18 protein-coding genes are annotated in these 21,084 nt (G+C 61.4%); 5 read left to right on the top strand and 13 right to left on the bottom strand.

Annotated features, from left to right (window positions below; all coding sequences use genetic code 11):
* Window positions 1–134: 134 nt before the first annotated feature.
* Window positions 135–2,285: a transporter substrate-binding domain-containing protein gene (locus GNX18_RS11455; RefSeq protein WP_166218174.1), complete on the bottom strand. Its 2,151-nt coding sequence runs from the start codon at window positions 2,283–2,285 to the stop codon at window positions 135–137.
* A gap of 196 nt (window positions 2,286–2,481) precedes the next feature.
* Window positions 2,482–3,117 (bottom strand): cAMP-activated global transcriptional regulator CRP, encoded by a 636-nt coding sequence (gene crp, locus GNX18_RS11450; RefSeq protein ID WP_105102941.1) that lies wholly within the window; start codon window positions 3,115–3,117, stop codon window positions 2,482–2,484.
* A 322-nt stretch (window positions 3,118–3,439) separates the two neighbouring features.
* On the opposite strand from crp, the gene GNX18_RS11445 reads away from it, so the two are divergent.
* Window positions 3,440–3,847: an OsmC family protein gene (locus tag GNX18_RS11445; RefSeq protein WP_138235142.1), complete on the top strand. Its 408-nt coding sequence runs from the start codon at window positions 3,440–3,442 to the stop codon at window positions 3,845–3,847.
* Window positions 3,848–3,941: 94 nt separating this feature from the next.
* Here the strand turns inward: GNX18_RS11445 and coq7 are convergent, their stop codons facing one another.
* The 11 genes from coq7 to GNX18_RS11390 form a co-directional block, all read right to left on the bottom strand.
* On the bottom strand, window positions 3,942–4,589 hold the full coding sequence (gene coq7, locus GNX18_RS11440) for a 2-polyprenyl-3-methyl-6-methoxy-1,4-benzoquinone monooxygenase (protein WP_166218171.1): 648 nt from the start codon (window positions 4,587–4,589) through the stop codon (window positions 3,942–3,944).
* A gap of 22 nt (window positions 4,590–4,611) precedes the next feature.
* Window positions 4,612–5,907: a phosphoribosylamine--glycine ligase gene (gene purD, locus GNX18_RS11435; protein WP_138234997.1), complete on the bottom strand. Its 1,296-nt coding sequence runs from the start codon at window positions 5,905–5,907 to the stop codon at window positions 4,612–4,614.
* Window positions 5,908–6,183: 276 nt separating this feature from the next.
* A complete protein-coding gene (gene purH, locus GNX18_RS11430; protein WP_138234996.1) occupies window positions 6,184–7,758 on the bottom strand; it encodes a bifunctional phosphoribosylaminoimidazolecarboxamide formyltransferase/IMP cyclohydrolase in 1,575 nt (524 codons plus the stop codon).
* A gap of 294 nt (window positions 7,759–8,052) precedes the next feature.
* Entirely contained in the window at window positions 8,053–8,352 is a 300-nt protein-coding gene (gene fis / locus GNX18_RS11425; protein WP_105102945.1) for a DNA-binding transcriptional regulator Fis, read from the bottom strand.
* Window positions 8,349–9,386: a tRNA dihydrouridine synthase DusB gene (gene dusB / locus GNX18_RS11420; protein ID WP_166218168.1), complete on the bottom strand. Its 1,038-nt coding sequence runs from the start codon at window positions 9,384–9,386 to the stop codon at window positions 8,349–8,351. The genes fis and dusB overlap by 4 nt, the downstream gene beginning before the upstream one ends.
* Before the next feature lie 144 nt (window positions 9,387–9,530).
* Complete coding sequence (locus GNX18_RS19445; RefSeq protein WP_205827893.1) at window positions 9,531–10,829, bottom strand: DUF3426 domain-containing protein; 1,299 nt, start codon at window positions 10,827–10,829, stop codon at window positions 9,531–9,533.
* A gap of 65 nt (window positions 10,830–10,894) precedes the next feature.
* Window positions 10,895–11,785 carry a 50S ribosomal protein L11 methyltransferase gene (prmA, locus tag GNX18_RS11410; RefSeq protein WP_166218165.1) on the bottom strand — a complete coding sequence of 297 codons (891 nt, stop codon included), beginning with the start codon at window positions 11,783–11,785 and terminating at the stop codon, window positions 10,895–10,897.
* 390 nt (window positions 11,786–12,175) lie between these two features.
* Window positions 12,176–13,519: an acetyl-CoA carboxylase biotin carboxylase subunit gene (accC, locus tag GNX18_RS11405; RefSeq protein ID WP_138234992.1), complete on the bottom strand. Its 1,344-nt coding sequence runs from the start codon at window positions 13,517–13,519 to the stop codon at window positions 12,176–12,178.
* Window positions 13,520–13,534: 15 nt separating this feature from the next.
* Window positions 13,535–14,008 carry an acetyl-CoA carboxylase biotin carboxyl carrier protein gene (gene accB / locus GNX18_RS11400; RefSeq protein WP_166218162.1) on the bottom strand — a complete coding sequence of 158 codons (474 nt, stop codon included), beginning with the start codon at window positions 14,006–14,008 and terminating at the stop codon, window positions 13,535–13,537.
* A gap of 69 nt (window positions 14,009–14,077) precedes the next feature.
* The gene (gene aroQ, locus GNX18_RS11395) at window positions 14,078–14,512 is read right to left on the bottom strand and encodes a type II 3-dehydroquinate dehydratase (RefSeq protein ID WP_138234990.1); all 435 of its coding nucleotides are present in this window, start codon (window positions 14,510–14,512) and stop codon (window positions 14,078–14,080) included.
* A gap of 373 nt (window positions 14,513–14,885) precedes the next feature.
* Window positions 14,886–16,775 (bottom strand): protein-disulfide reductase DsbD, encoded by a 1,890-nt coding sequence (locus GNX18_RS11390; protein WP_166218159.1) that lies wholly within the window; start codon window positions 16,773–16,775, stop codon window positions 14,886–14,888.
* A 246-nt stretch (window positions 16,776–17,021) separates the two neighbouring features.
* Here GNX18_RS11390 and GNX18_RS11385 point away from each other — a divergent pair, with 246 nt between their 5' ends.
* The 4 genes from GNX18_RS11385 to GNX18_RS11370 all read left to right on the top strand — a co-directional run bounded on the left by GNX18_RS11385 (window position 17,022) and on the right by GNX18_RS11370 (window position 20,943).
* Window positions 17,022–17,735 (top strand): N-acetylglucosaminyltransferase, encoded by a 714-nt coding sequence (locus GNX18_RS11385; RefSeq protein WP_240913985.1) that lies wholly within the window; start codon window positions 17,022–17,024, stop codon window positions 17,733–17,735.
* Window positions 17,736–17,771: 36 nt separating this feature from the next.
* Window positions 17,772–18,314, top strand: a complete 543-nt coding sequence (locus GNX18_RS11380; RefSeq protein WP_166218156.1) for a copper chaperone PCu(A)C — start codon at window positions 17,772–17,774, stop codon at window positions 18,312–18,314.
* Between the two features lie 60 nt (window positions 18,315–18,374).
* The gene (locus tag GNX18_RS11375; RefSeq protein WP_138234987.1) at window positions 18,375–18,953 is read left to right on the top strand and encodes a YajG family lipoprotein; all 579 of its coding nucleotides are present in this window, start codon (window positions 18,375–18,377) and stop codon (window positions 18,951–18,953) included.
* A gap of 217 nt (window positions 18,954–19,170) precedes the next feature.
* A complete protein-coding gene (locus GNX18_RS11370; RefSeq protein WP_166218153.1) occupies window positions 19,171–20,943 on the top strand; it encodes a bifunctional diguanylate cyclase/phosphodiesterase in 1,773 nt (590 codons plus the stop codon).
* Window positions 20,944–21,084: the final 141 nt, after the last annotated feature.

Here is a 21,084-nt window from a genome sequence, read left to right as displayed (position 1 = left end):
GTAGGGCGGCAACGCCACTGCAAATGGCAATTGTTGTTATCGTTTCTGCGACCTGCGGCTGGAGATGAGGCGGCGAACGCTGAGAGGCACCCACGCCCGGCCCGCTGCTGTTCAGGTACCGCAGCGTCCATCCATTAAGGCTGTTGCCGTTGGGAGCGCCATGGGGGCGTCACTGTCGGCGCGCCAAAGAAAGGCTGAGGTTCATGTACGCTGATGTCGCCACTGGCGATGTCGGCATAGGCGTTGTAAAGACCGCTGATATTGCGCACATACTGGGCCGGTTCCGCACCGCGCACGTAGCCGTAGCGGGCCTTGGTAAAGTACTGGGGCTCAGACAGTTTCAGCATCGCCACCTCGACATTGCCGAACCATACATTCGGATCCAGCCCCAACTCCGCCGCCAGCCGACGGGCGTCGAGTAGATGGCCATAGCCCGCATTGTAGGAGGCGAGGGTAAACCAGAGTTTCTCGATGGTCGGCAGTGTCGGTTCAAAGCGATCGCGCACCCAGTGCAGGTATTTAACACCTGCCTGGATATTGCGGTCTGGTTCGAACAGCGGCGGTGGGTAACCCATTTCCTCTCCCGTTGCCGGCATTACCTGCATCAGGCCCTGTGCACCCACCGGCGAGACGGCCTTGGGATTGAAGTTGCTTTCCTGCCACATCTGCGCGACGAGAAGGCGCCAGTCGAATCCGTGCTCCACGGAGGAATTTTTTACCAGCTCGTCGTAGGGCGACAGATCTTTGCCCGGAATAACCCGCGCGGAAACCCGTTGGGTAAATCGCTTATTCGGTTCGAAATAGGCGGCAATTTTCTGCTGGTACTGCTCTGTCTTGCGGTATTTGGCCAGGAATATGTCGAGCTTTTTCAGCAGCTCCCGGTTCTGCGGCATCACCATCCAGCCCTGGGGTCTCGGGTCGCTGACCAGGGTGCCCGGCAGCAGGTCGGCTTGCAGTGACGCGGCCATCAGGATGTCGTCGGAGTCGATGATGGTAGCATCGAGCTCCCCCGCGGCAATCTTGGCGACGATTTCCGCAATGGACATTTCCGGTGGCGCAACTTCGACGTTCACGTCGATGCCGCTACGTTCCAGCGCGCGACCGGTGGCGATGAATGGTGAATAGGCGCGCAGGGTCAGCGTGCGCCCGGCCAGATCCTGGACCTGTTCGATCTTGGGTTTCTTGCGGTTGCTCACCACTTGCTCCGGGGTTTCCCGATAGGAGGTGGTGAAGGCGATACCCTGATCAATACGCTCCTGGGTGATATTTTTGACGGCGCCGGCAAAGTCCCCGCGACCGGCTTTCAGCCAGTCGATAAGTGTTTCGTCATAGGGGACGACGATCACCTGCAGCTGCAACCCGTGTTTATCGGCGAAGGCCTTGGCGAGGTCGTAATCAAAGCCCATCAGCACACCTTTCCAGAGGTAGTACACCGAGGGGCGGTTATAGGTCAGAAAACGGATCACGCCGGACTGTTTGATCTCTTTCCAATTGGCAATGCGATCATTCGGCGCTTTGACCAGGTTCCTGGTGAGGAAGTTGTTGACGGTAGCGAGCAGCTGCTTTGAATCCTTGCGCACTGCCCAGGCGATGTTTTCACTCTCCGAGACGTTGGCCCCGATGCGTACATCGTCTCGATAATTCCGCATATCATCGGCGATAAAGTCATCAAGGATGGCTACGCGGTTGTCTTTTTCGTTCAGTAGATCCGCCAAGACATCGCGATTCTCATAGGTCGCCACTTTCACAATGGACAGATTTGCCTGAGGTAGCTCCGCAAGCAGGCGGTTGGCGGTATCCACGTAGGAAGAGCCCGGATGTACGATCAGTTCGACGTCGTGGAGCCGCCGGGGATCGCTGATGTCTGGCCCATCACTGCCGGTAATCAGTTTGTGGCGGGCTTGCATCAGCGGCACGGTAAAATCCACCAGCTCCCGGCGCGCCGGTGTGTCGGTCAGGGTATAGGCCGCTACGTCGGCCTTGCCGGACTGCACCAGTTCGAGCGCTTGCTGGGGGGAATCGGCTTTGACCCACTGAGGTTCGAGCTTCAACTTTTCCGCCAGCTTGTTGGCGAGCTCAAGACTCCTGAGGGTGACTATACTGTCGCGCGGCAGCATGTCTTCCTCGGGACCGGATATATTGACGAAGCGAATAACCCCACGCTTCTTGATCTCACTGAGATCACCGGTCTCGATGTAATTGATAAAGGGGACACCGTCAGGGTAGGCGGGTCTGTCTGTCTCCGCCTGCCTGCCGCAGGCGGAGACAAGTAGCAGAATGAGCATCGCAAAAAGCGATACAGCGCAATACCGTTGAACAGACCCGTAACGATTCCGCATAGATGAGTCCCTCGGACTTCCTTGACGGAATTCTAGTGTCGCGGCTCGTGAGTCACCGCCACGGTCTTGGAGCCCCCACCGGCGATGGATACAAAAAAGGCGATCCCAGTGGATCGCCTTTGTACCCGGAAGCGCGCTATGGTCAGCGGGTGCCGTAGACCACCATGGTCTTGCCCTTTACCGACACCAGTCCCTGCTCTTCCAGGGTCTTCAGCACACGGCCCACCATCTCGCGGGAGCAGCCGACGATACGGCCGATTTCCTGGCGGGTGATCTTGATCTGCATGCCTTCCGGATGGGTCATCGCGTCCGGCTCGTTGCACAGGTCGAGCAGGGTGCGGGCCACGCGGCCAGTGACATCGAGGAACGCCAGGTCACCCACCTTGCGGGTGGTGTTGCGCAGGCGGCCGGCCATCTGGGTGGCCAGAGCAAACAGGAATTCCGGATGTTGACGGCTCAGTTCCTGGAACTTGTTGTAGGAAATTTCCGCCACTTCACACTCGGTCTTGGTGCGCACCCAGGCGCTGCGGGTGTCCTGGTCGAACAGACCCATTTCACCGAAGAAGTCGCCGTCGTTCAGGTAGGCGACGATCATTTCGCGGCCTTCGTCGTCTTCGATCAGCACGGTCACCGAGCCGCGCATGATGAAATACAGGGATTCGCAGCGATCACCGGCGTAGATGATAGTGCTCTTGGCCGGGTAGCGGCGGCGGTGGCAATGGGCGAGGAAGTCCTCAATGTTGCCAGTAGACAGGGTATCTTCGGTAGCGACCGTCACGGATCTACTCCTTTTCTAGAATTTTTTGTGCCTGATCCCGGGTAAAAAATGATTATCCCGCTAAAACACCGGTGCCAACAGGGGCTGGGCGCGGCAAAGCTCCGCAATGTGATCTGGGCCACTATTTGCGAAGGGCTGGGTCGGGTGTTGTTTATAGCGGTTGTAGACGGCGCTTACAACCACCGTAAGTAAAGGCTTACTATGGTGCAGAAGGTAGTACGATAGTCCAGGAACGCGCTGTGTCGCGGAATCCGGCGACGGGTGTGATAAGCTCCCGGCCCTCATCAAATCTGAAGGAGAGAGTTCCATGGCGGGCGGTGTTATGCAGGGTCGGGTGACCTGGGTGAATGGTCTGACATTCTTGGGCGAATCTGGCAGTGGCAATGCCGTGGTAATGGAAGGCGGCCAGAAGAACAACGGTGTGCGCCCGATGGAAATGATCCTGCTGGGCGTGGGCGGCTGCGCCTCCTACGACGTGGTGAGTATCCTGGAAAAGGCCCGCCAGGACGTGATCGGTTGCCATGTGGAACTCAAGGGACACCGCCCGGACACGGTCCCGGCGCCGTTCGAAAAGATCGAGATGGAGTTTGTGGTGCGCGGTCGCAATATCAAGGAGGCGCAGGTGGCGCGGGCGGTAGAGCTGTCCGCGGAGAAGTACTGTTCCGCCTCCATCATGCTGGGCAAGGCGGGAGTGGAGATTGTGCACTCCTACCGGATTGAAGAGATCTGACGTTTCAGGTCTCCTCTCGACCAGATACAGAAAACCCCGAGCCTCGCTGAGACTCGGGGTTTTTTATTGGCGGCGGGAGGCTTAGACCCGGTAGCTAAACCCGGTAACTGGCCGACGTCATCGCCCTGGAGACCAGGGTCATCAGGCCTTTTACCGGGCCGGGAAAGCGTGCGCCGCCGGCGTCCAGCGCAGCGTGCTGGTGCCTGGCCTCGTCCACCAGCATCTGTTCCACCACTGCGCGGCTTTTCTCGTCCTGCGCCGGTAGCCTCTGCAAATGGCTCTCCAGGTGCTTGCACACCTGCTCCTCGGTGGCCGCAACAAAGCCGAGGCTGACCCGATCGCTGATCTTGCCCGCTGCGGCGCCTATCCCAAAGGACAGGCTGTACCAGAGAGGGTTGAGCAGGCTCGGGCGGCTGTCGAGTTCCCGCAGGCGCTGCTCGCACCAGGCCAGGTGATCGATCTCCTCGTCGGCCGCGTGTTCCATTTCCTCGCGCACCTGCGGCAGTTTGGCGGTCAGCGCCTGCCCCTGGTATAGCGCCTGGGCACACACCTCGCCGCTGTGATTAACCCGCATCAGGCCTGCCGCATGGCGGCGTTCGCTGTCCGACAGTTCCGCTTCATCGACGGATCTGGCCGGCGACAGCCGCTCGTGACAGGGTGAGCCGGGGCTCAGGGTGCGCAAGGCGCGATCCGCCTGCAGCAGCAGGCGGTCGAGTCCGGTCAATTGGCGTTGGCTGCTCATCGGCGTATTCCTCAAAGACTGACTACGCGTTTTCGGACTGTTCCCGCTCTACCGCGCGATAGCCGATGTCCTTGCGGTAGAAGGCGCCTTCCCAGTAGATCTTGCGCGCGCACTCGTAGGCGTTTTCCTGGGCTTCGGCCACAGTTTCGCCCACGGCGGTGGCGCAGAGTACGCGGCCGCCGCTGGTGACCACGCGCTCGCCGTCAAGCGCGGTGCCGGCGTGGAATACCTTGGCATTTTCACCATCGGCCTTGTCCAGGCCGGAAATGGCGTCGCCTTTGCGGTAGCTGCCGGGATAGCCGTGGGCGGCAAGGACTACACCCAGCGCCGGGCGAGGGTCCCACTCGGCGGTGACTTTGTCGAGGCGCTTTTCCACTGCGGCCATGCACAGCTCCACCAGGTCGGATTTGAGGCGCATCATGATCGGCTGGGTTTCGGGGTCGCCGAAGCGGCAGTTGTACTCGATGACCTTGGGCGCCCCCTCTGCGTTGATCATCAGGCCGGCGTACAGGAAGCCGGTGTAGGGCATGCCTTCGGAGGCGAGGCCTTTGACGGTGGGCTCGATGACTTCTTTCATCACGCGCTCGTACACGTCCTGAGTCACTACCGGTGCCGGGGAGTAGGCGCCCATGCCGCCGGTGTTGGGGCCGGTGTCGCCGTCGCCGACGCGCTTGTGGTCCTGGCTGGTGGCCATGGGCAGGATGTGTTCGCCGTCGACCATGACGATGAAGCTGGCTTCTTCGCCGGTGAGGAATTCCTCGACTACGACGCGGCAGCCGGCGTCGCCGAAGGCGTTGCCGCTGAGCATGTCGCGCACGGCCAGCTCCGCCTGCTCGATGGTTTCGGCGACGATGACGCCTTTACCGGCGGCGAGGCCGTCGGCCTTGACGACGATGGGGGCGCCCTGGGCGCGGATGTATTCGATCGCCGGTTCGACTTCGGTGAAGTTCTGGTAGGCGGCGGTGGGGATGCCGTGGCGTTCCAAAAACTCTTTGGTGAAGGCTTTGGAGCCTTCGAGTTGGGCGGCGGCTTTTTCGGGGCCGAAGATGTTGTGGCCGCGGCTGTTGAAGAAGTCGACGATGCCGTCCACCAGTGGGGCTTCGGGGCCGACGATGGTGAGGGTGATGCCTTTTTCTTCGACGAAGTCAGACAGGGCGGAGAAGTTGTCGGTGCCGATGTTGACGTTCTGGAGTTTGGGTTCGCGGGCGGTGCCGGCGTTGCCCGGTGCGACGAAGACGGTGTCTACGGCGGGGTTTTGCGCGGCCTTCCAGGCCAGTGCGTGTTCGCGGCCACCAGAGCCGATTACCAGGATATTCATTCTTGAGTTTCCCCGTGCCTGTTATTTAGGTGGGCTAGTTTAGCATCGCGCGCAGTATTGCTGGGCAGTAACCGGGGAGGCGGGCAAATTTGAGTGCTTCGTAAGCCGGTCCTGTGGCGGCCCTGTGGCTGGTGCCCCTTCCCGAGACACGCCGTAAACCCATCCATGGGGGCTCGGCTGCGGCCATCCGGGCCGCAGACGGTCTCGGGAAGGGGCCCCAGCCACAGGGCCTTCCCATATAACGCGCGAATATTAAATCGCTAGGTCAGTGACAGATCAGTGACGGAAGTGACGCATGCCGGTAAACACCATCGCCATGCCGTGCTCGTCCGCTGCAGCGATGACTTCGTCGTCGCGCATGGAGCCGCCGGGCTGGATGACCGCGCTGATGCCTACCTTGGCGGCATTGTCGATGCCGTCGCGGAAGGGGAAGAAGGCGTCAGAGGCCATGACTGCGCCTTTTACTTCGAGGCCGGCGTGTTCGGCCTTGATGGCGGCGATGCGGGCGGAGTTGACGCGGCTCATCTGGCCGGCGCCGACGCCGATGGTACGGCCGTCTTTGGCGTAGATGATGGCGTTGGATTTGACCATCTTGGCAACTTTCCAGGCGAACAGCAGTTCGTCCAGTTGCTCGTCAGAGGGCTGGACCTTGGTGACGACTTTCAGGTCTTCCTTGGCAACCATGCCGTTGTCTTTTTCCTGGATCAGCAGGCCGCCGGTGACGCGCTTGTAGTCGAAGGCCGCCGGGCGTTCGCTACCCCACTCGCCGCATTCCAGCAGGCGTACGTTTTGCTTGGCGGATACGGCTTTGGCGGCGCCTTCGGATACTTTGGGCGCGATGATGACTTCGGAGAACTGCTTGTCGACGATAAGCTGGGCGGTTTCGGCGTCCAGTTCGCGGTTGAAGGCGATGATGCCGCCGAAGGCGGACTCCGGGTCGGTGGCGAAGGCCAGTTCGTAGGCGGTTTTAATGTCCGCGGCTACGGCGACGCCGCAGGGGTTGGCGTGCTTGACGATGACGCAGGCGGGCTCGTCGAACAGTTTGACGGTCTCGAGTGCGGCGTCGGTGTCGGCGACGTTGTTGAAGGAGAGTTCCTTGCCCTGCAGCTGGGTGGCAGTGGAGACGGAGGCTTCCTCGGCGTCTGCTTCCACGTAGAAGGCCGCTTTTTGATGCGGGTTCTCGCCGTAGCGCATGTCCTGGGCTTTTTCGAACTGGACGTTGAAGGTGTTGGGGAACTCGCGGGCTTCGTTGGACGTGTTACGCGCGCCGAAGTGGTTGGCGATCATGCCGTCGTACTGGGCGGTGTGTTCGAAGGCTTGCACCATGAGGTCGTAGCGGGTTTCGTAGCCGAGCTGGCCGTCGTTGGCTTTCATTTCCTCGATCACGGTGTCGTAGCTGTGGGCGTTGACCACGATGGCGACGTCTTTGTGATTCTTGGCGGCGGAGCGGACCATGGTGGGGCCCCCGATGTCGATGTTTTCGATGGCGGTGGGCAGGTCGCAGTTGGGGTTGGCGACGGTGGCCTTGAAGGGGTAGAGGTTGACCACGACCATGTCGATGGGCTTGATGCCGTGTTCGGTCATTACCGCGTCGTCTTTACCGCGACGGCCAAGAATGCCGCCGTGCACTTTCGGGTGCAGGGTCTTTACGCGTCCGTCCATCATTTCCGGGAAGCCTGTGTAGTCGGAGACTTCCACCACTGGGATACCGGCTTCACCGAGTTGGCGGTAGGTGCCGCCGGTGGACAGGATTTCCACGCCCATGTTGGAGAGCTCGCGGGCAAATTCCACAATCCCGGTTTTGTCAGAAACGCTGATCAGCGCGCGGCGAACGGCCACCTTGTCAGTCATATCGCATCGTCCATCTGAAGTTTAAAAAGAGCTGGTGAGGCACATGGATGTGCCGCCGCGGCCTAAGCCGCGCGAGCCACCGGAATGCCAGAAGATTCACACATCTGCGCTAGCATTTCGGGGGCGACGATGAAATGGATCATGGGCCGAAGGCGCCGCGTTGAAGCGGCCGGACCGAGCCATTTCATCATAGGTAGAAAGTAGCGAGGGGGGATGGGTTCAACCCATCCCCCCTCGCTGAATTTTTACCGCCCGGTCGTCACTGTACTGTGTTGCCCGGGGCGGCATGTCGCCTTACAGCAGACCGTAGCGCTTGAGCTTCTTGCGCAGGGTTCCCCGGTTGAGGCCCAGCAGCTGCGCGGCGCGGGTCTGGTTGTGGCGGGTGTGTTTCATCACCACTTCCAGCATCGGCGCTTCGATCTCAGACAGCACCATATCGTAGACTTCGGTCACCATCTGACCATCCAGGTGACGGAAGTAGTTTTCCATCGCCTGTTCAACCGCATCGCGCAGTGCCTGCGGTTGTTGCAATTGAACCTGTCCCCCAGCGGACACCACATCGCTGGTGTCCGGAATCAGTGCTTCGTTATTCATGCCGCTTTTGCCCCTCTAGTTATTCGGCGTTCAAACCACTCACGAACGCTGGCATGTTGTGCTTCTGCGCAATCGAGTTGGTTAAAGGTCTTGCGAAAGTCGTCGCTGTCCGCGAGTGTTTTCACGTACCAACCCACATGTTTGCGGGCGATACGTACCCCCATAACCGCACCGTAGAAACGGTGTAGCTCACTCAAGTGAGTGATTAATATGTCCCTGACTTCATCCAGTGAGGGCTCCGGCAATTGCTCCCCCGTTGCGAGGTAGTGAGCGATTTCCCGGAAAATCCATGGACGTCCCTGAGCCGCCCGGCCAATCATGACCGCGGCAGCACCGGTGTAGTCCAACACCTTGCGGGCCTTTTCCGCGCCGGTGATGTCGCCGTTGGCAAAGACAGGTATCTTCACCGCCGACACGATCTCGGCAATGGTATCGAATTCGGCCTGGCCATGGTAGCCACAGGCGCGGGTGCGGCCGTGAACTGCCAGGGCGGAGACACCGAGATCCTCGGCCATCTTGGCCACCGTCACCCCGTTGCGGGAATCCGGACACCAGCCAGTGCGAATTTTCAGCGTCACTGGTACTGAGACGGATGAAACCACTGCTTCCAGAATGTCGGCGACCAGTTTTTCGTCGCGCAGCAGGGCGGAACCCGCTGCTTTTTTACACACTTTTTTTGCCGGACAACCCATATTGATATCGATGATCTGGGCGCCGCGCCGGACGTTTTCCCGCGCCGCATTGGCCATCATCTCCGGGTCGCCGCCGGCAATCTGTACCGAAATCGGACCGCTCTCACCAGCGTGATCCAGGCGCGTTCTCGATTTGCGGCTGTCCCACAGACTGGTATCTGAGGTGACCATTTCGGAGACCACCAGACCGGCGCCGAGCTCGCGGCACAGGCTGCGGAAGGGGCGATCGGTAACGCCGGCCATGGGTGCCAGAATGACGGGCGCGCCGATGTTATAGGGGCCGATGGCGAAGCTGCTTGGCAATTCCGTGGGCAACTCGCCCTCCCGCGGGTCTGGTCTCATGGGTGTCAAAGAGCGGCTATGATAGCGGCTGGTCGGCCACTGGAAAAGCGAAAAAGCGCGCAAATTGTTCGATGGCTGGCCGTTTAGGGTGAACTTTGTGCAACATTGTGTGGTGATGGACGCCAGCGGCAAATGGCCACTGGCTCACTGCGGCACGATGCGCAGCTCATAGTTCACCGCTTCACTGCCCGGGTCGACGATTTCCAATGCAATGTGCACCGGGTTGCCGGCGGGCATGAGTCTGCGCCCGGACAGCTCACCCTTGAGGTAGTCCGCTGGGCCGAAGCGACGGCTGGCCACGGGTGCATTCTTGAGGTCGGTAAAGCGCAGCTGCAGCGTCGGGAAAGGCTGGTCAAAGGGGGCGCGGTTCAGCAGCACGGCTTCCACTGCCAGCGCATTGGCGGTCTGTGGGTGGCTGCGCACCACAAGGTTTGAGGTGTGGATGGCAGTGAGGTCGACCTGTGCCGGCAGTTTGCAGCCGGCGAGCGGGCAGACCGCCGCGTACAGCTGGCGCCAGGGCTCGCGCTTGCTCAGGGTGTCGAAGCGAAAGTAGGCTGTTTGGGCCACCAGGCCGAGCGCCAGCAGCAGTGCACCCAGCGCCCACAGCCAGGTCGGCACTCGGCGGTGGCGTTTGGGTTGCCAGGTGACTTCGATGGGGGCGGGGCCGATGGCGGATATCAGCTGGTCGCGGGGCAGCAGCGGTGCCTCGTCCAACTGGTGCGGATCCAGGCTGTCGGTCGCCTTCGGCCTGGCGCCCCTGTGGGCGCCGCTGCCGGCAATACGCTGCATGTCTTCCGCTGTGAACTGGTCGCCGGCAATGTCCGCGGAAGCGTTGCCCGCCACCAGCGTGGTGTCGCCCTCGCTTGTCTCCTCTTCTCTCAGCAGGTCCGCGGCGAACAGGTCTTCCTCGCGCTCGTCCGGGGATTCCAGGTCGCGGTATCCAGCGGATTTCCGGTTGCCGGTGGATTCCTCTTGTGCAATTTCCGCAGCCCAGGGGTCGTCCACGCCGCTCAATTCATCCAGTTCGGATTCCAGCTCGCGTCGCAGATCCAGGTCTTGCTGTGCATCCTCGCTGCCGAGATCCTGCCACTGCTGCTCGCCGAAGGCGTCGTCAATCAGCGGGCTTTGGCGGGTTTGATCGCGTTTTGCTGTGTCCTCCTGACTTCGGCTCGGGCGGGACCTGGGGAGTTCGTCGTCGCGCGCCTCTTCGCCTTCCAGCTCAATGTCGTCGTGGATCAGGAAATCGTCGTCTTCAAGCAGTTCTTCGATGGCCTTTTTGCCCGCCGGCTGCGGGTTATCCTCATTGAAGACGATATTCTCGTCTGCGCGGAACACCTGCAGGCAGGAGCCGCAACGCACGGCGCCGCGGGCGGCACGCAGTTGCTGCTCGGTGACGTGGAACGAGGTGCTGCAGTGAGGACAGCGGGTGACCAGTTGCGACATGGTATTCGACGATTATTGCTTTGGCGGGGGAGTTTATCAGTCACTCGCCGTCGGGCGTAGTGCGCTTATCTGACCCTGGTGCCGCTGAGGCGCACCCACTCTTCCTTCTCCGCATCCGCGTCGAAGTCGATCCACTGGCTATAAGCGGATTTCACCCGCTCCGCCTGGCTGGCAAGAATGCCGGACAGGCAGATCCGGCCGCCTACTTTCGTGCGCTCAATCAGCTGCGGGGCCAGTTCCACCAGCGGGCCGGCGAGGATGTTGGCGAGCATGATGTCCGCGCTCGCTTCACTCGCCGGCGGGGTTTTTTCGGGCAGGTAGACGGGGAAGCACTCGGGATCAATACCGTTGCGCACGGCATTGTCGCGACTGGCGAGCAGGGCCTGGGGGTCGATGTCGGTGCCGAGTGCGCGATCGGCACCGAGCAGCAGTGCGGCAATGCCGAGAATGCCCGACCCGCAGCCGTAGTCGATGGCGGTCTTGCCCAGTACTGGTTCGCGAGCGAGCCACTGCAGGCACAGGAAGGTGGTGGGGTGGGTGCCGGTGCCGAAGGCGAGGCCGGGGTCGAGCATGAGGTTGACGGCGCCCGGCGCCGGCGGCTCGCACCAGCTGGGGCAGATCCACAGGTTGTCGCCACATTGGATGGGTTTGTAGTGGCTCATCCATTCCCGCTCCCAGTCCTTGTCTTCGAGCTGTTCCCAGCGGGCGCCGGTAAAGAGTTCGCACAGGTAGGAGGAGATTTTGGCTTCGGTGACGCCGGTGTCGACTTCGGCGTCGAACAGGCCGGTGACCAGGGTCTGGTCCCACAGCGGGGTCTCGCCTAGGCCCGGTTCGAGGATCGGCTGGTCGGCATTGTCTTCCAGGGTTACCGAGACGGCGCCGGCGAACAGCAGGGCATTCTCGATTTTTTCCGCCTGATCGCGGGTGGTGTTTACGCGTAATTGGAGCCAGGGCACTTGTGGTTATTCCGGTTTTTTTGAAGGGTGGTTCTTGGCGAGTCCGTGGCGGTACCACTGCCGGTAAGGCTTTGCGAGACACGCCGTGAACCCATCCCTGGGGGCTCTTCTAAAACATCCCTGTTTTAGAAGGTCTCGCAAAGCCTTACCGGCAGCGGCACCTGCAAATCAAAGTCCTGAGTGTATAAAGAACTTTCGGAAACGCTAACAGGGTAGGAAAGGTCGTGCGGAAGGCAAAGTGCCGGGGATCCGTTTTTGAAAGCGTCGCAAACAGGGATGTTTGCGACGCAGCGTACAGGGACGTATTCACAGCGGTTTCAAAAACGGATCCCCGGTGCTTTGCCGCCACAGAGCCGGCTTAGTCGGTTCTGTAAGAGGGGAGGGAGAAAGTCACTCCATCCCGAGCTTCTTCTCGAGATAGTGGATGTTCACCCCGCCCTTGGCAAACGCCTCATCCCGTACCAACTGTTCCTGCAGCGGGATGTTGGTCTTGATGCCGGTGATGATCATCTCGCTCAGGGCCACACGCATACGCGCCAGCGCGGTCTCGCGGTCCTCGGCGTAGGTGATGATCTTGGCGATCATGGAATCGTAGTTCGGCGGTACCGTGTAGCCGGAGTAGAGGTGGGAGTCCACCCGCACACCCAGGCCGCCGGGGGCGTGGAAGGTGTCCACTTTGCCCGGACTCGGGAAGAAGGTCTTCGGGTCCTCGGCGTTGATCCGGCACTCGAAGGCGTGGCCGCGGATCACGATGTCTTCCTGCTTGAACGACAGCTTCTCGCCCGCGCACACGCGGATTTGCTCCTTAATCAGATCCACACCGGTCACCATCTCGGAAACCGGGTGCTCCACCTGGATGCGGGTATTCATCTCGATGAAGTAGAAGCGCTCATCCTCGTACAGGAACTCGAAAGTACCCGCACCGCGGTAGCCGATGTCGATACATGCCTGTACACAGGCATCCTGCACATCCTTGCGTACCTTGTCGGGAATACCCGGCGCCGGGGCTTCTTCAAGCACCTTCTGGTGGCGGCGCTGCAGGGAGCAGTCGCGGTCGCCGAAGTGCACTGCGTTGCCCTGACCGTCGGACATCACCTGGATTTCCACATGGCGCGGGTTCTGCAGGAATTTTTCCATGTACACCGTGCTGTCGCCGAAGGCCGCGGCGGCCTCGGACTTGGTCACGGAGATGGAGTTCAGCAGCGAGCCTTCGCTGTGCACCACGCGCATACCGCGGCCACCGCCGCCGGCCGCGGCCTTGATGATCACGGGGAAACCGATCTTGCGCGCGATTTCCAGGCACTTGTCGCCGTCCGCGGGCAGGGGGCCATCGGAGCCGGGCACGGTGGGAACGCCGGCCTTTTTCATCGCCGCAATCGCGGACACCTTGTCGCCCATCAGGCGGATGGTGTCAGCATCAGGGCCGATAAAGGTGAAACCGCTCTTCTGCACCTGTTCGGCAAAGTCGGCGTTTTCCGCGAGGAAGCCGTAGCCGGGGTGTACCGCCATCGCATCGGTGATCTCCATCGCCGCGATGATGGCGGGGATGTTGAGGTAGCTTTGGGGAGACGGGTTGGGGCCGATACATACGGCCTCGTCGGCCAAACGAACGTGCTTGAGGTCGCGGTCGATCTGCGAGTGCACCGCCACGGTGGCAATGCCCATTTCTTTACAGGCTCGCAACACGCGCAGTGCAATCTCGCCGCGGTTGGCAATCAGGATTTTTTCAAACATGCGTACTCACCCTGCTCAGGAAATGATCACGAGCGGCTGGTCGTACTCTACCGGCTGGCCGTCTTCCACCAGGATGGCTTCGATGGTGCCGGCCTTGTCGGCTTCGATCTGGTTCATCATTTTCATGGCTTCGACGATGCAGATCACGTCGCCCGCTTTTACCTGCTGGCCGACCTTCACGAAGGGCTCGGCGCCGGGGCTGGAGGCGGCGTAGTAGGTGCCCACCATGGGGGATTTCACCGGGTGGCCGGTCAATGCGGGCACGGATTCCGCCTTGGCTTCCGCCGGCGCGGCCGCAGGTGCCGGTGCGGCGGCCGGAGCTGCAGCCGCAGGTGCCATCGGCATCTGCATCATCTGCGGCATCTGAAAGGAGGCGCCGCTCACGCCGCGGCTGATGCGCACGGACTCTTCACCTTCTTTAATCTCCAGCTCGCCGATATCGGACTCTTCGAGCAGTTCGATCAGTTTCTTGATTTTGCGGATATCCATAATTTGTCACTCTCGATCTTGTGTAACCACGCTCGCGGACGCGCAGCCCGCGAATGAAAAATTCAGTTGTTAAAGCCGTTTCAGCGCCGCTTGCAGCGCCAAAGTGTAGCTATCTGCACCGAACCCGCAGATAACCCCCACCGCCAGATCCGACAGGTAAGAGTGGTGGCGGAAAGCCTCGCGGGCGTGAGGGTTGGAGAGGTGCACCTCGATAAACGGTATGGCAACGCCGGCCAGGGCATCGCGCAGGGCGACGCTGGTGTGGGTAAAGGCGGCGGGGTTAATGACGATGAAATCGACCTTGTCGGCGTAGGCGCGGTGGATGCGCTCCACCAGTTCGGCTTCGCTGTTGCTCTGCAGGCAGTCGAACTCGCAGCCGGCGTCGGCGCATTGGGCGCGGGCCGACGCATTGATCTCGTCGAGGGTGGTGGAGCCGTAAATCTGGGGCTCGCGTGTGCCAAGCAGGTTCAGATTGGGGCCGTGTAACAGCAGTAGTTTAGCCATTCTGTGCCTCGCTCTTTGTCTCGCCTTAGGTGTTGGAGTAGGCGCGCGAATTTGTGACTAAAATCCGTAAAAAGTCAGATAACGTGCCGGTAAACGGCGCCAAGCAGCGGATTTGCCGAAATTGGGCGCGAGTTTGCCGCAAAAGTGACCCTCTGTCCATGCCCCAAATTGAGAAATAGAGACGTTGCGCGCAGTTCGCCGAACTTAACGCCCAATTTGCCGCAAAGTTGTGTGCGAGATGGCCTTTTCACCTGTGTGAATGGCCAACTAGGCGGATTGCATAAGATATACAGAGGACGGGAAGTGAGTGGGCCGCTGGCGATGGCGGGGTGCCCTCTTTGTGCGACCCGCCACCACGTTCGCCGCAATCCCGTTATTTCCCGGTGGAGTCGACCAGGGCCTCGCGGCCGGCGGCACCGCGCATGGCGGTGAGCAGGCCGTCGCGGGAGAGAATCTGCGGCAGAATCTGGGGTTCGCCGCCATCGGCTGGGAACAGCAGGTACAGCGGCACACTGGAGCGGCCGTAGCGGCTCAGCAACTCGGTAATCTGAGGGTCCTGGTTGGTCCAGTCGCCCTTGAGGGCGACGATCCCGAGATCGCCCACCGCAGCGCGCACGGCGTCGCTGGATAGCACCACCTTCTCATTCGCGAGGCAGGTGATGCACCAGGCCGCCGTCATGTTGATGAGTACCGGCTGCCCCTGGCTGCGGGCCGCGTCCAGTGCCTGTGGTGAGTAGGGCTGCCAGTAGTCGCTGGCGCCAGTGGTGGCCAGCTGCCGCGGTTTGCCGTCCAGTTGCGGCAGCGCCCAGGCGGCGCCAACCAGAGCAAAGATCGCGCAGGCGCTGCGCAGCCAGCGCGTTTTCCCCACGCTATCCGTTGGGTGTGGCCACAGCCACAGGGCGAAGGCCACGGCCACCGCGCCCGCCAGCACCAGTGCCACGCCGTCGCTGCCGGTCTGGCGCCCCAGCACCCACAACAACCACACCGCGGTGAGGTACATGGGGAAGGCCAGCAGCTGCTTCAGGGTTTCCATCCAGGCACCTGGGCGAGGCAGTTTGTTCGCCAGCGCTGGAATATAGGTAAGCAGCAGGAAGGGGGCGGCCATGCCGGCGCCGAGCGCGGCGAACACCGACAGCGCGACGAAGGGCGGTTGGGTTACCGCAAAACCCAGCGCCGAGCCCATCAGTGGCGCGGTGCAGGGACTTGCCACCACCGTCGCCAGGGCACCGGTCGAGAAAGAGCCGCCGAGTCCGCTATTTCGCGCATTGCCGGCGCCCAGTCCCATCAAACGGCCGCCGAACTCGGTGACCCCGGACAGGCTAAGCCCCATGGCGAAAAACAGATATACCAGTGCTGCCACCACCACCGGCGATTGCAGCTGGAAGCCCCAGCCCACTGCCTCGCCGGCACTGCGCAGGCCGAGCATGACCGCGGCGATCAGCACGAAAGTGGCGATCACTCCCGCGGTATAGGCCCAGCCGTGCAGCCGCTGGCGTTCGCCGGCGTGAGTGATGGCGAGTGCTTTGATCGAGAGCACCGGGAATACACAGGGCATCAGGTTCAGCAACAGGCCGCCGCCGAACGCCAGCGCCAGCGCGAGCAGCAGGCTGCCGGACGCGGTTGCGGATACCGTGCCGGGCTTTGCTCCGCTGGAGGTGGCATTGCCCAGGGGGCCGGAGCTGCCACCGGTGCCGTCAATCGGGGTGGCGGTCCTGTCGGTGAAATCCAACGCAAAGTTGCGCACCTGCGGCGGGTAACAGAGGCCGGCGTCGGCGCAGCCCTGGTAGTGCACCTGGATCTGTGCCGTCCGCGCGGGCAGCGATGGTGTGTCCAGTGGGATTTCCAATTGCCAGCGGTAGACCTCGGTTTCCTTTTCGAAGTAGTCGTCCCAGATCACCTCGCCCGGCTCCAGGTTGAGGGGCAGGGTGGACTTCTCGCCGTCCCGGATCAGCAGCAGCTTTAATTTGTCGCGGTACAGGTAGTATTCAGGTGCAATCTGGAACAATGCACTGGCGCCGGCGTCGCTGAACAGGAAATCCAGTTGATAGGCCTGGTCCACCGGCAGGAAATCATCCTGGCCGGAACTTGCGGCGCCAAAGGGCGACGAAGATGAAGATGATGGTGAGAGCCCGTTGCTCGCACTGACCGGCTGGGTGCTCAGCCAAGCGCCCACGAACAGCAGCGCACAGAGCAGTACCGGCAGCGGATTGGCTGGCCGTGCGGGGAGATATTTTTTTCGCAAGCCGGAAGTCTTCGCAGTCATTGGCAACAAAATTCTTTATAGTCAGGCGAGTTTGGACTGGTTTTGCGGGCTGCCGTTCCCTGGTGGCTCCAGCGTAGGCGCAGTATAGCGGTGCCTGCGGTACAAAAAAACAACAGTTGGCGGCAGCCGGTCTGCAGCGTGAAGGTAGACGTCAGAAAAGTGAATCCGATCGCATATTCCGTAAATAACCGATTCTCCGTCGAAAGACTCGGTGTAGCCCGCGTAAGCCCACAGCGGTGGCGGTGCGTGGTCTCAGTATCTGGGGCGTTGTTGCTGACCCTGGCGGCCGGCTGCACCACGCCGCCGCCCACCCCGGCACCGGTACTACCGCCGCCCGAACCCTCGCGGCCGGCGGGGCCGACACCGGAGGAAATCCGTGAACGCACCGTGCGCCATTTCCTGCAGCGCGCAGAGGAGGCGCAGCGAGAAGGCTTTATCACCATGCCCGCGGGTGCCAGCGCCTATGACTTCTATCTGCAGGTGCAGCAGCTGGATCCGGGCAATACCCAGGCCGCCGCCGGCATCCAGACTCTGGTGATGCAGTTGGTGGAGCAGGCCCGCGACGCGCTGCGCCAGCGCGCGTTCGGGCGCGCGGGCAGCCTACTCAACACCGCGGACCAGATTGCCCCCGGCAATCCATTATCGAAAGAGGTGCGCAGCCAGCTGCAGCGGGAACAGCGCCGCGCGGAGCAGGATATCGCCCTTGAAGGGCCGGGCGCACAGACCGTGACGCTGCCGGTGGCGCCGTTAACCGCGCGCTCCGATGAGATGGTGCAGATGCTGAAAAGCGTGGCGGAGCGCATTCGCGCGCACGATTTGCGGGTCATCATCGTCGCCCGCAATGATGCCGAAGGACGCTGGGTGTACAGCCAGCTGCGCGAGGCGGTGCCCGGATACCGGGTGCGCGGTGATATAAAGCTCGGCAATGCGCCGCGATTACTGTTACAAAAGAGCCAGTGACTTCCAGCCGTACGGCAAACTGAAAAGGGGGCGGCAGTGAGCAGAATTTCCGTGGATCAGAAAACAGCGGTGTTGAAGAAAATGTGCACGTTACTGCTGTGCAGCCTGCTCGCTGGGGTGGGCGTCGCGGCTGCGGAAACCGGGCAGGCTGGGGAGATTGAGGCAAGTGGCTATGCCCGCGAAATGCCCCCGGGTGCGCCCATGGGGGCCGCTTATCTGTCCCTGCGCGAACTCTCCGGGCGGGCGCGGGTGCTCCGGCGGGTGGAGCTGCCGGCACATTCGCAGGCCAGTGTCGAGCTGCACACCACCGAGGAGGTGGCGGGGGTGAGTCGCATGCGCGCACTGAAGGAAATTCCTCTGCCGGGACATGGCGCCATTGAAATGCGCCCCGGCGCAACCCATCTGATGATCCGCGGTGTGGTGCTGAGGGCGGGGCAATCCCTGACCCTGCGCCTGGTGTTTGCCGACGGTTCCGCCCGCGAGGTGACGCTGCCGGTGCAAGGACTTGCACAGGCAGATAAGTCCCCAGCGGCCAATGGAAAAGAGGAAGAACGCCATCGCGGACACCACCACGGATGACCGTGACGGGGATTAAGCGTCGAATTTGTGAACCATTTAAGGAGTAGGGGAGAGTTGATCATGAAAAAACTGGCCGCAGTACTGGTGACGGGTTTTGCTGTCATGCTCGGCGCCTGTGCCCACAGCCCGGTGCAGGTTGTGGTGAAACCGGAAGTGCAGGTGGCTCCGGACAATATCGGTGCCGGCTACACGGTGTATGCCCGCGGTGCCAACCAGCTGGCCGGTGGTGGGCTCGGCTCCCTCGGCGGCATTTACGCAGATTCTTCCAATGTCACCCTGGGCAACGATATCGAGCAGGCCATGGCCACGGCTTTGTATCAGGGGCTGGAGGCCTGGTCTTTCCGCGGCGTGCAGAGCGGCGGCGATGTGCAGGTAGTGGCGAATCTGACGGATCTGAGCTACGACAGTCCCAACAAGCTGTATACCACCAAGGTGGACTCCGGTGCGTCCATTCAGCTGCAGGTGTCGGTGAAAGGGGCGACCTTCTACGGCAACTACAGTACCAGTGGCAAGGACCGCAACCTGATCAAGCCGAGCCGCGAGGAAGTGGAAGCAAACCTCAACCAGTTGTTGAGTGCTACCCTGCAGCGTGCTTTTGAAGATGAAAAACTGAAGTCCTTCCTGCGCCAGCACCTGTAATCGCAAGTGGCGCGGATGAGGCCCCTGGAACCCTGCGGCTGTGACTCGAATCACAAAAGGCCGTAGGGTAATCAGAGAGGTTTCCGCGCCAGCGAATATGCCGTTATTATTTTTCTGCAACGAAAAACAATGTTCCTGGTGACAAAAAAATCTGCGGTCCCCTCTGGGGCCGCCACGGCAAAGACCGGACGCCAATGCCGGTTCTGATGGAATTCCATTGACTGAGTTCACACCGAAAAACGCCGCATTTCACAGCCTGCTGGCAGACACTGATGAAGGTGAGCCTGACGGTGGCTCTCTTTGCCCTGCGGCCGCAGAGCTGGCGTTGGGTGAAGTGGCCGATGGCGTGGTGGTCACCGACCCGTACGGCCGCATCCGCTACAGCAATCCTCTGGCCAGTGAACTGTGTGGCAGTCTGGTGGGGTTGCTGCCGGGGCAGCTGCTCGCCAGCAGTCTGCTGCTCTATGGCGATGGCGGTGAGCGCTTGGATCTGGGGCTGGATTCCGGCGTGGCGGCGGGCAGCATTCCCAGCCGGCGCGAGCTGCGCGGCAATATTCGCCGGGAAGGCGGCACGTTGCTTGAAGTGAGTGTGGTGATCCACTGTCTGCGGGAGGGGGTAAATCTAAAAGGTTATGTGCTGGTGTTGCGCCACACCTCGGAAGTGCGCCGCATTTCCTCCCGGCTCAGCTGGCAGAGCAGCCACGATGCGTTAACCCATCTCCCGAATCGACAGACGTTCGAGCACGCGTTGCAACAGCTGCTCGGTTCCGGTGCCAGTCCCCGCCAGCACCATATCCTGCTGTATCTCGATGTCTATCAGTTCAAGGTGGTCAACGATACCTTGGGCTACAGCGCCGGCGATGCGCTGTTGATCGCGCTGACGAAAATTCTCACTCGCTGTCTGGGCGAGGGCGACCTGCTCGGCCGCGTCGGTAGTGATGAATTCGCTCTGCTATTGAGGGACTGCACTCTGGAGGAGGCCAAGCGCATCGTCACCCGTCTACGCGAGGCGGTGAACGGGTTTGTGTTCCAGTGGGAAGACAGCGAAACCCGGCCGGCGCTGTCGATTGGTGCGGTGAGCGTGGATCACCGCGCGCCGCCCGCCAGTCAGCTGTTGGCTTCGGCTAATGATGCCTGCAGCGCGGCGCGGGATCAGGGCCGCAACCGGGTGAAGTTTTTCGGAGATTCGCGCAAGGCGCTGGCGAAGCGGCGTGAAAGTACGTGGCTTGCGGAGATACACGCTGCGATCCGCGAGGACCGGTTGTTGCTGTACCGCCAGCCGGTGGTGGCGCTGCAGGATAAGAATCGGGTGCACCACTATGAAGTGCTGGTGCGTATGCAGGGGCGCGATGGCGATGTGATTTCGCCGGGGCTGTTCCTGCCGGCGGCGGAGCGCTATGGGATTATCGATGAGGTGGACCGCTGGGTGATCCGCAAGATTTTCCGCTATATGGCGCTGGAGCAGAGCAGTGGGGCGGCGGGTTTCCATTATGCGATTAATATTTCTGGCATTAGTCTCGGCGATGAGTTGTTTGCGGATTTTGTGTTGCGGGAGCTGACGGAGGCTGGGGTGGCGCCGTCGCGGGTGCAGTTTGAGATTACTGAGACGAGTGCGATCAATAATCTGGATCGGGCGCTGGTGTTTATTCACAAGTTGCGTGCGGCGGGGTGCAGTTTTGCGCTGGATGATTTTGGCCGCGGGGCGTCGTCGCTGGCGTATCTGCGGCAGTTGCCGGTGGATTATCTGAAGATCGATGGGTCGTTTGTGCGCAATATGCTGGAGGATGAGATCGACAGTGCGATGGTGAGTACGGTGGATCACTTGGCGAAGCGCATGGGGATCAGCACCATTGCGGAGTTTGCGGAGACGCCGGAATTGCTGGAGAAGCTGCGCTTGATGGGGGTGGATTATGCGCAGGGATTTGGTATTGCTGCTGCCGCCTGTCTGCCTGAGATCAGTGGGCCCCGGCCTTCCTCTTCCGTGAACTGACTTTTGGGTGTTTTTTGGTGGATTTGAAGCTGGCCCGGTGGCGGCAGAGCACCGGGTAAGGGTTTTCAGGACCGCTGTGAATACATCCCTGTACGCTTCGTCGGCAACATCCCTGTTGCCGACGATCCTGAAAACCCTTAC

The sequence above is a fragment of the Microbulbifer sp. SH-1 genome, from assembly GCF_011326135.1.
GTDB lineage: Bacteria > Pseudomonadota > Gammaproteobacteria > Pseudomonadales > Cellvibrionaceae > Microbulbifer > Microbulbifer harenosus.
The sequence above is the reverse complement of the archived record's forward strand: the minus strand, read 5'-3'. Positions and strand labels throughout refer to the sequence as shown.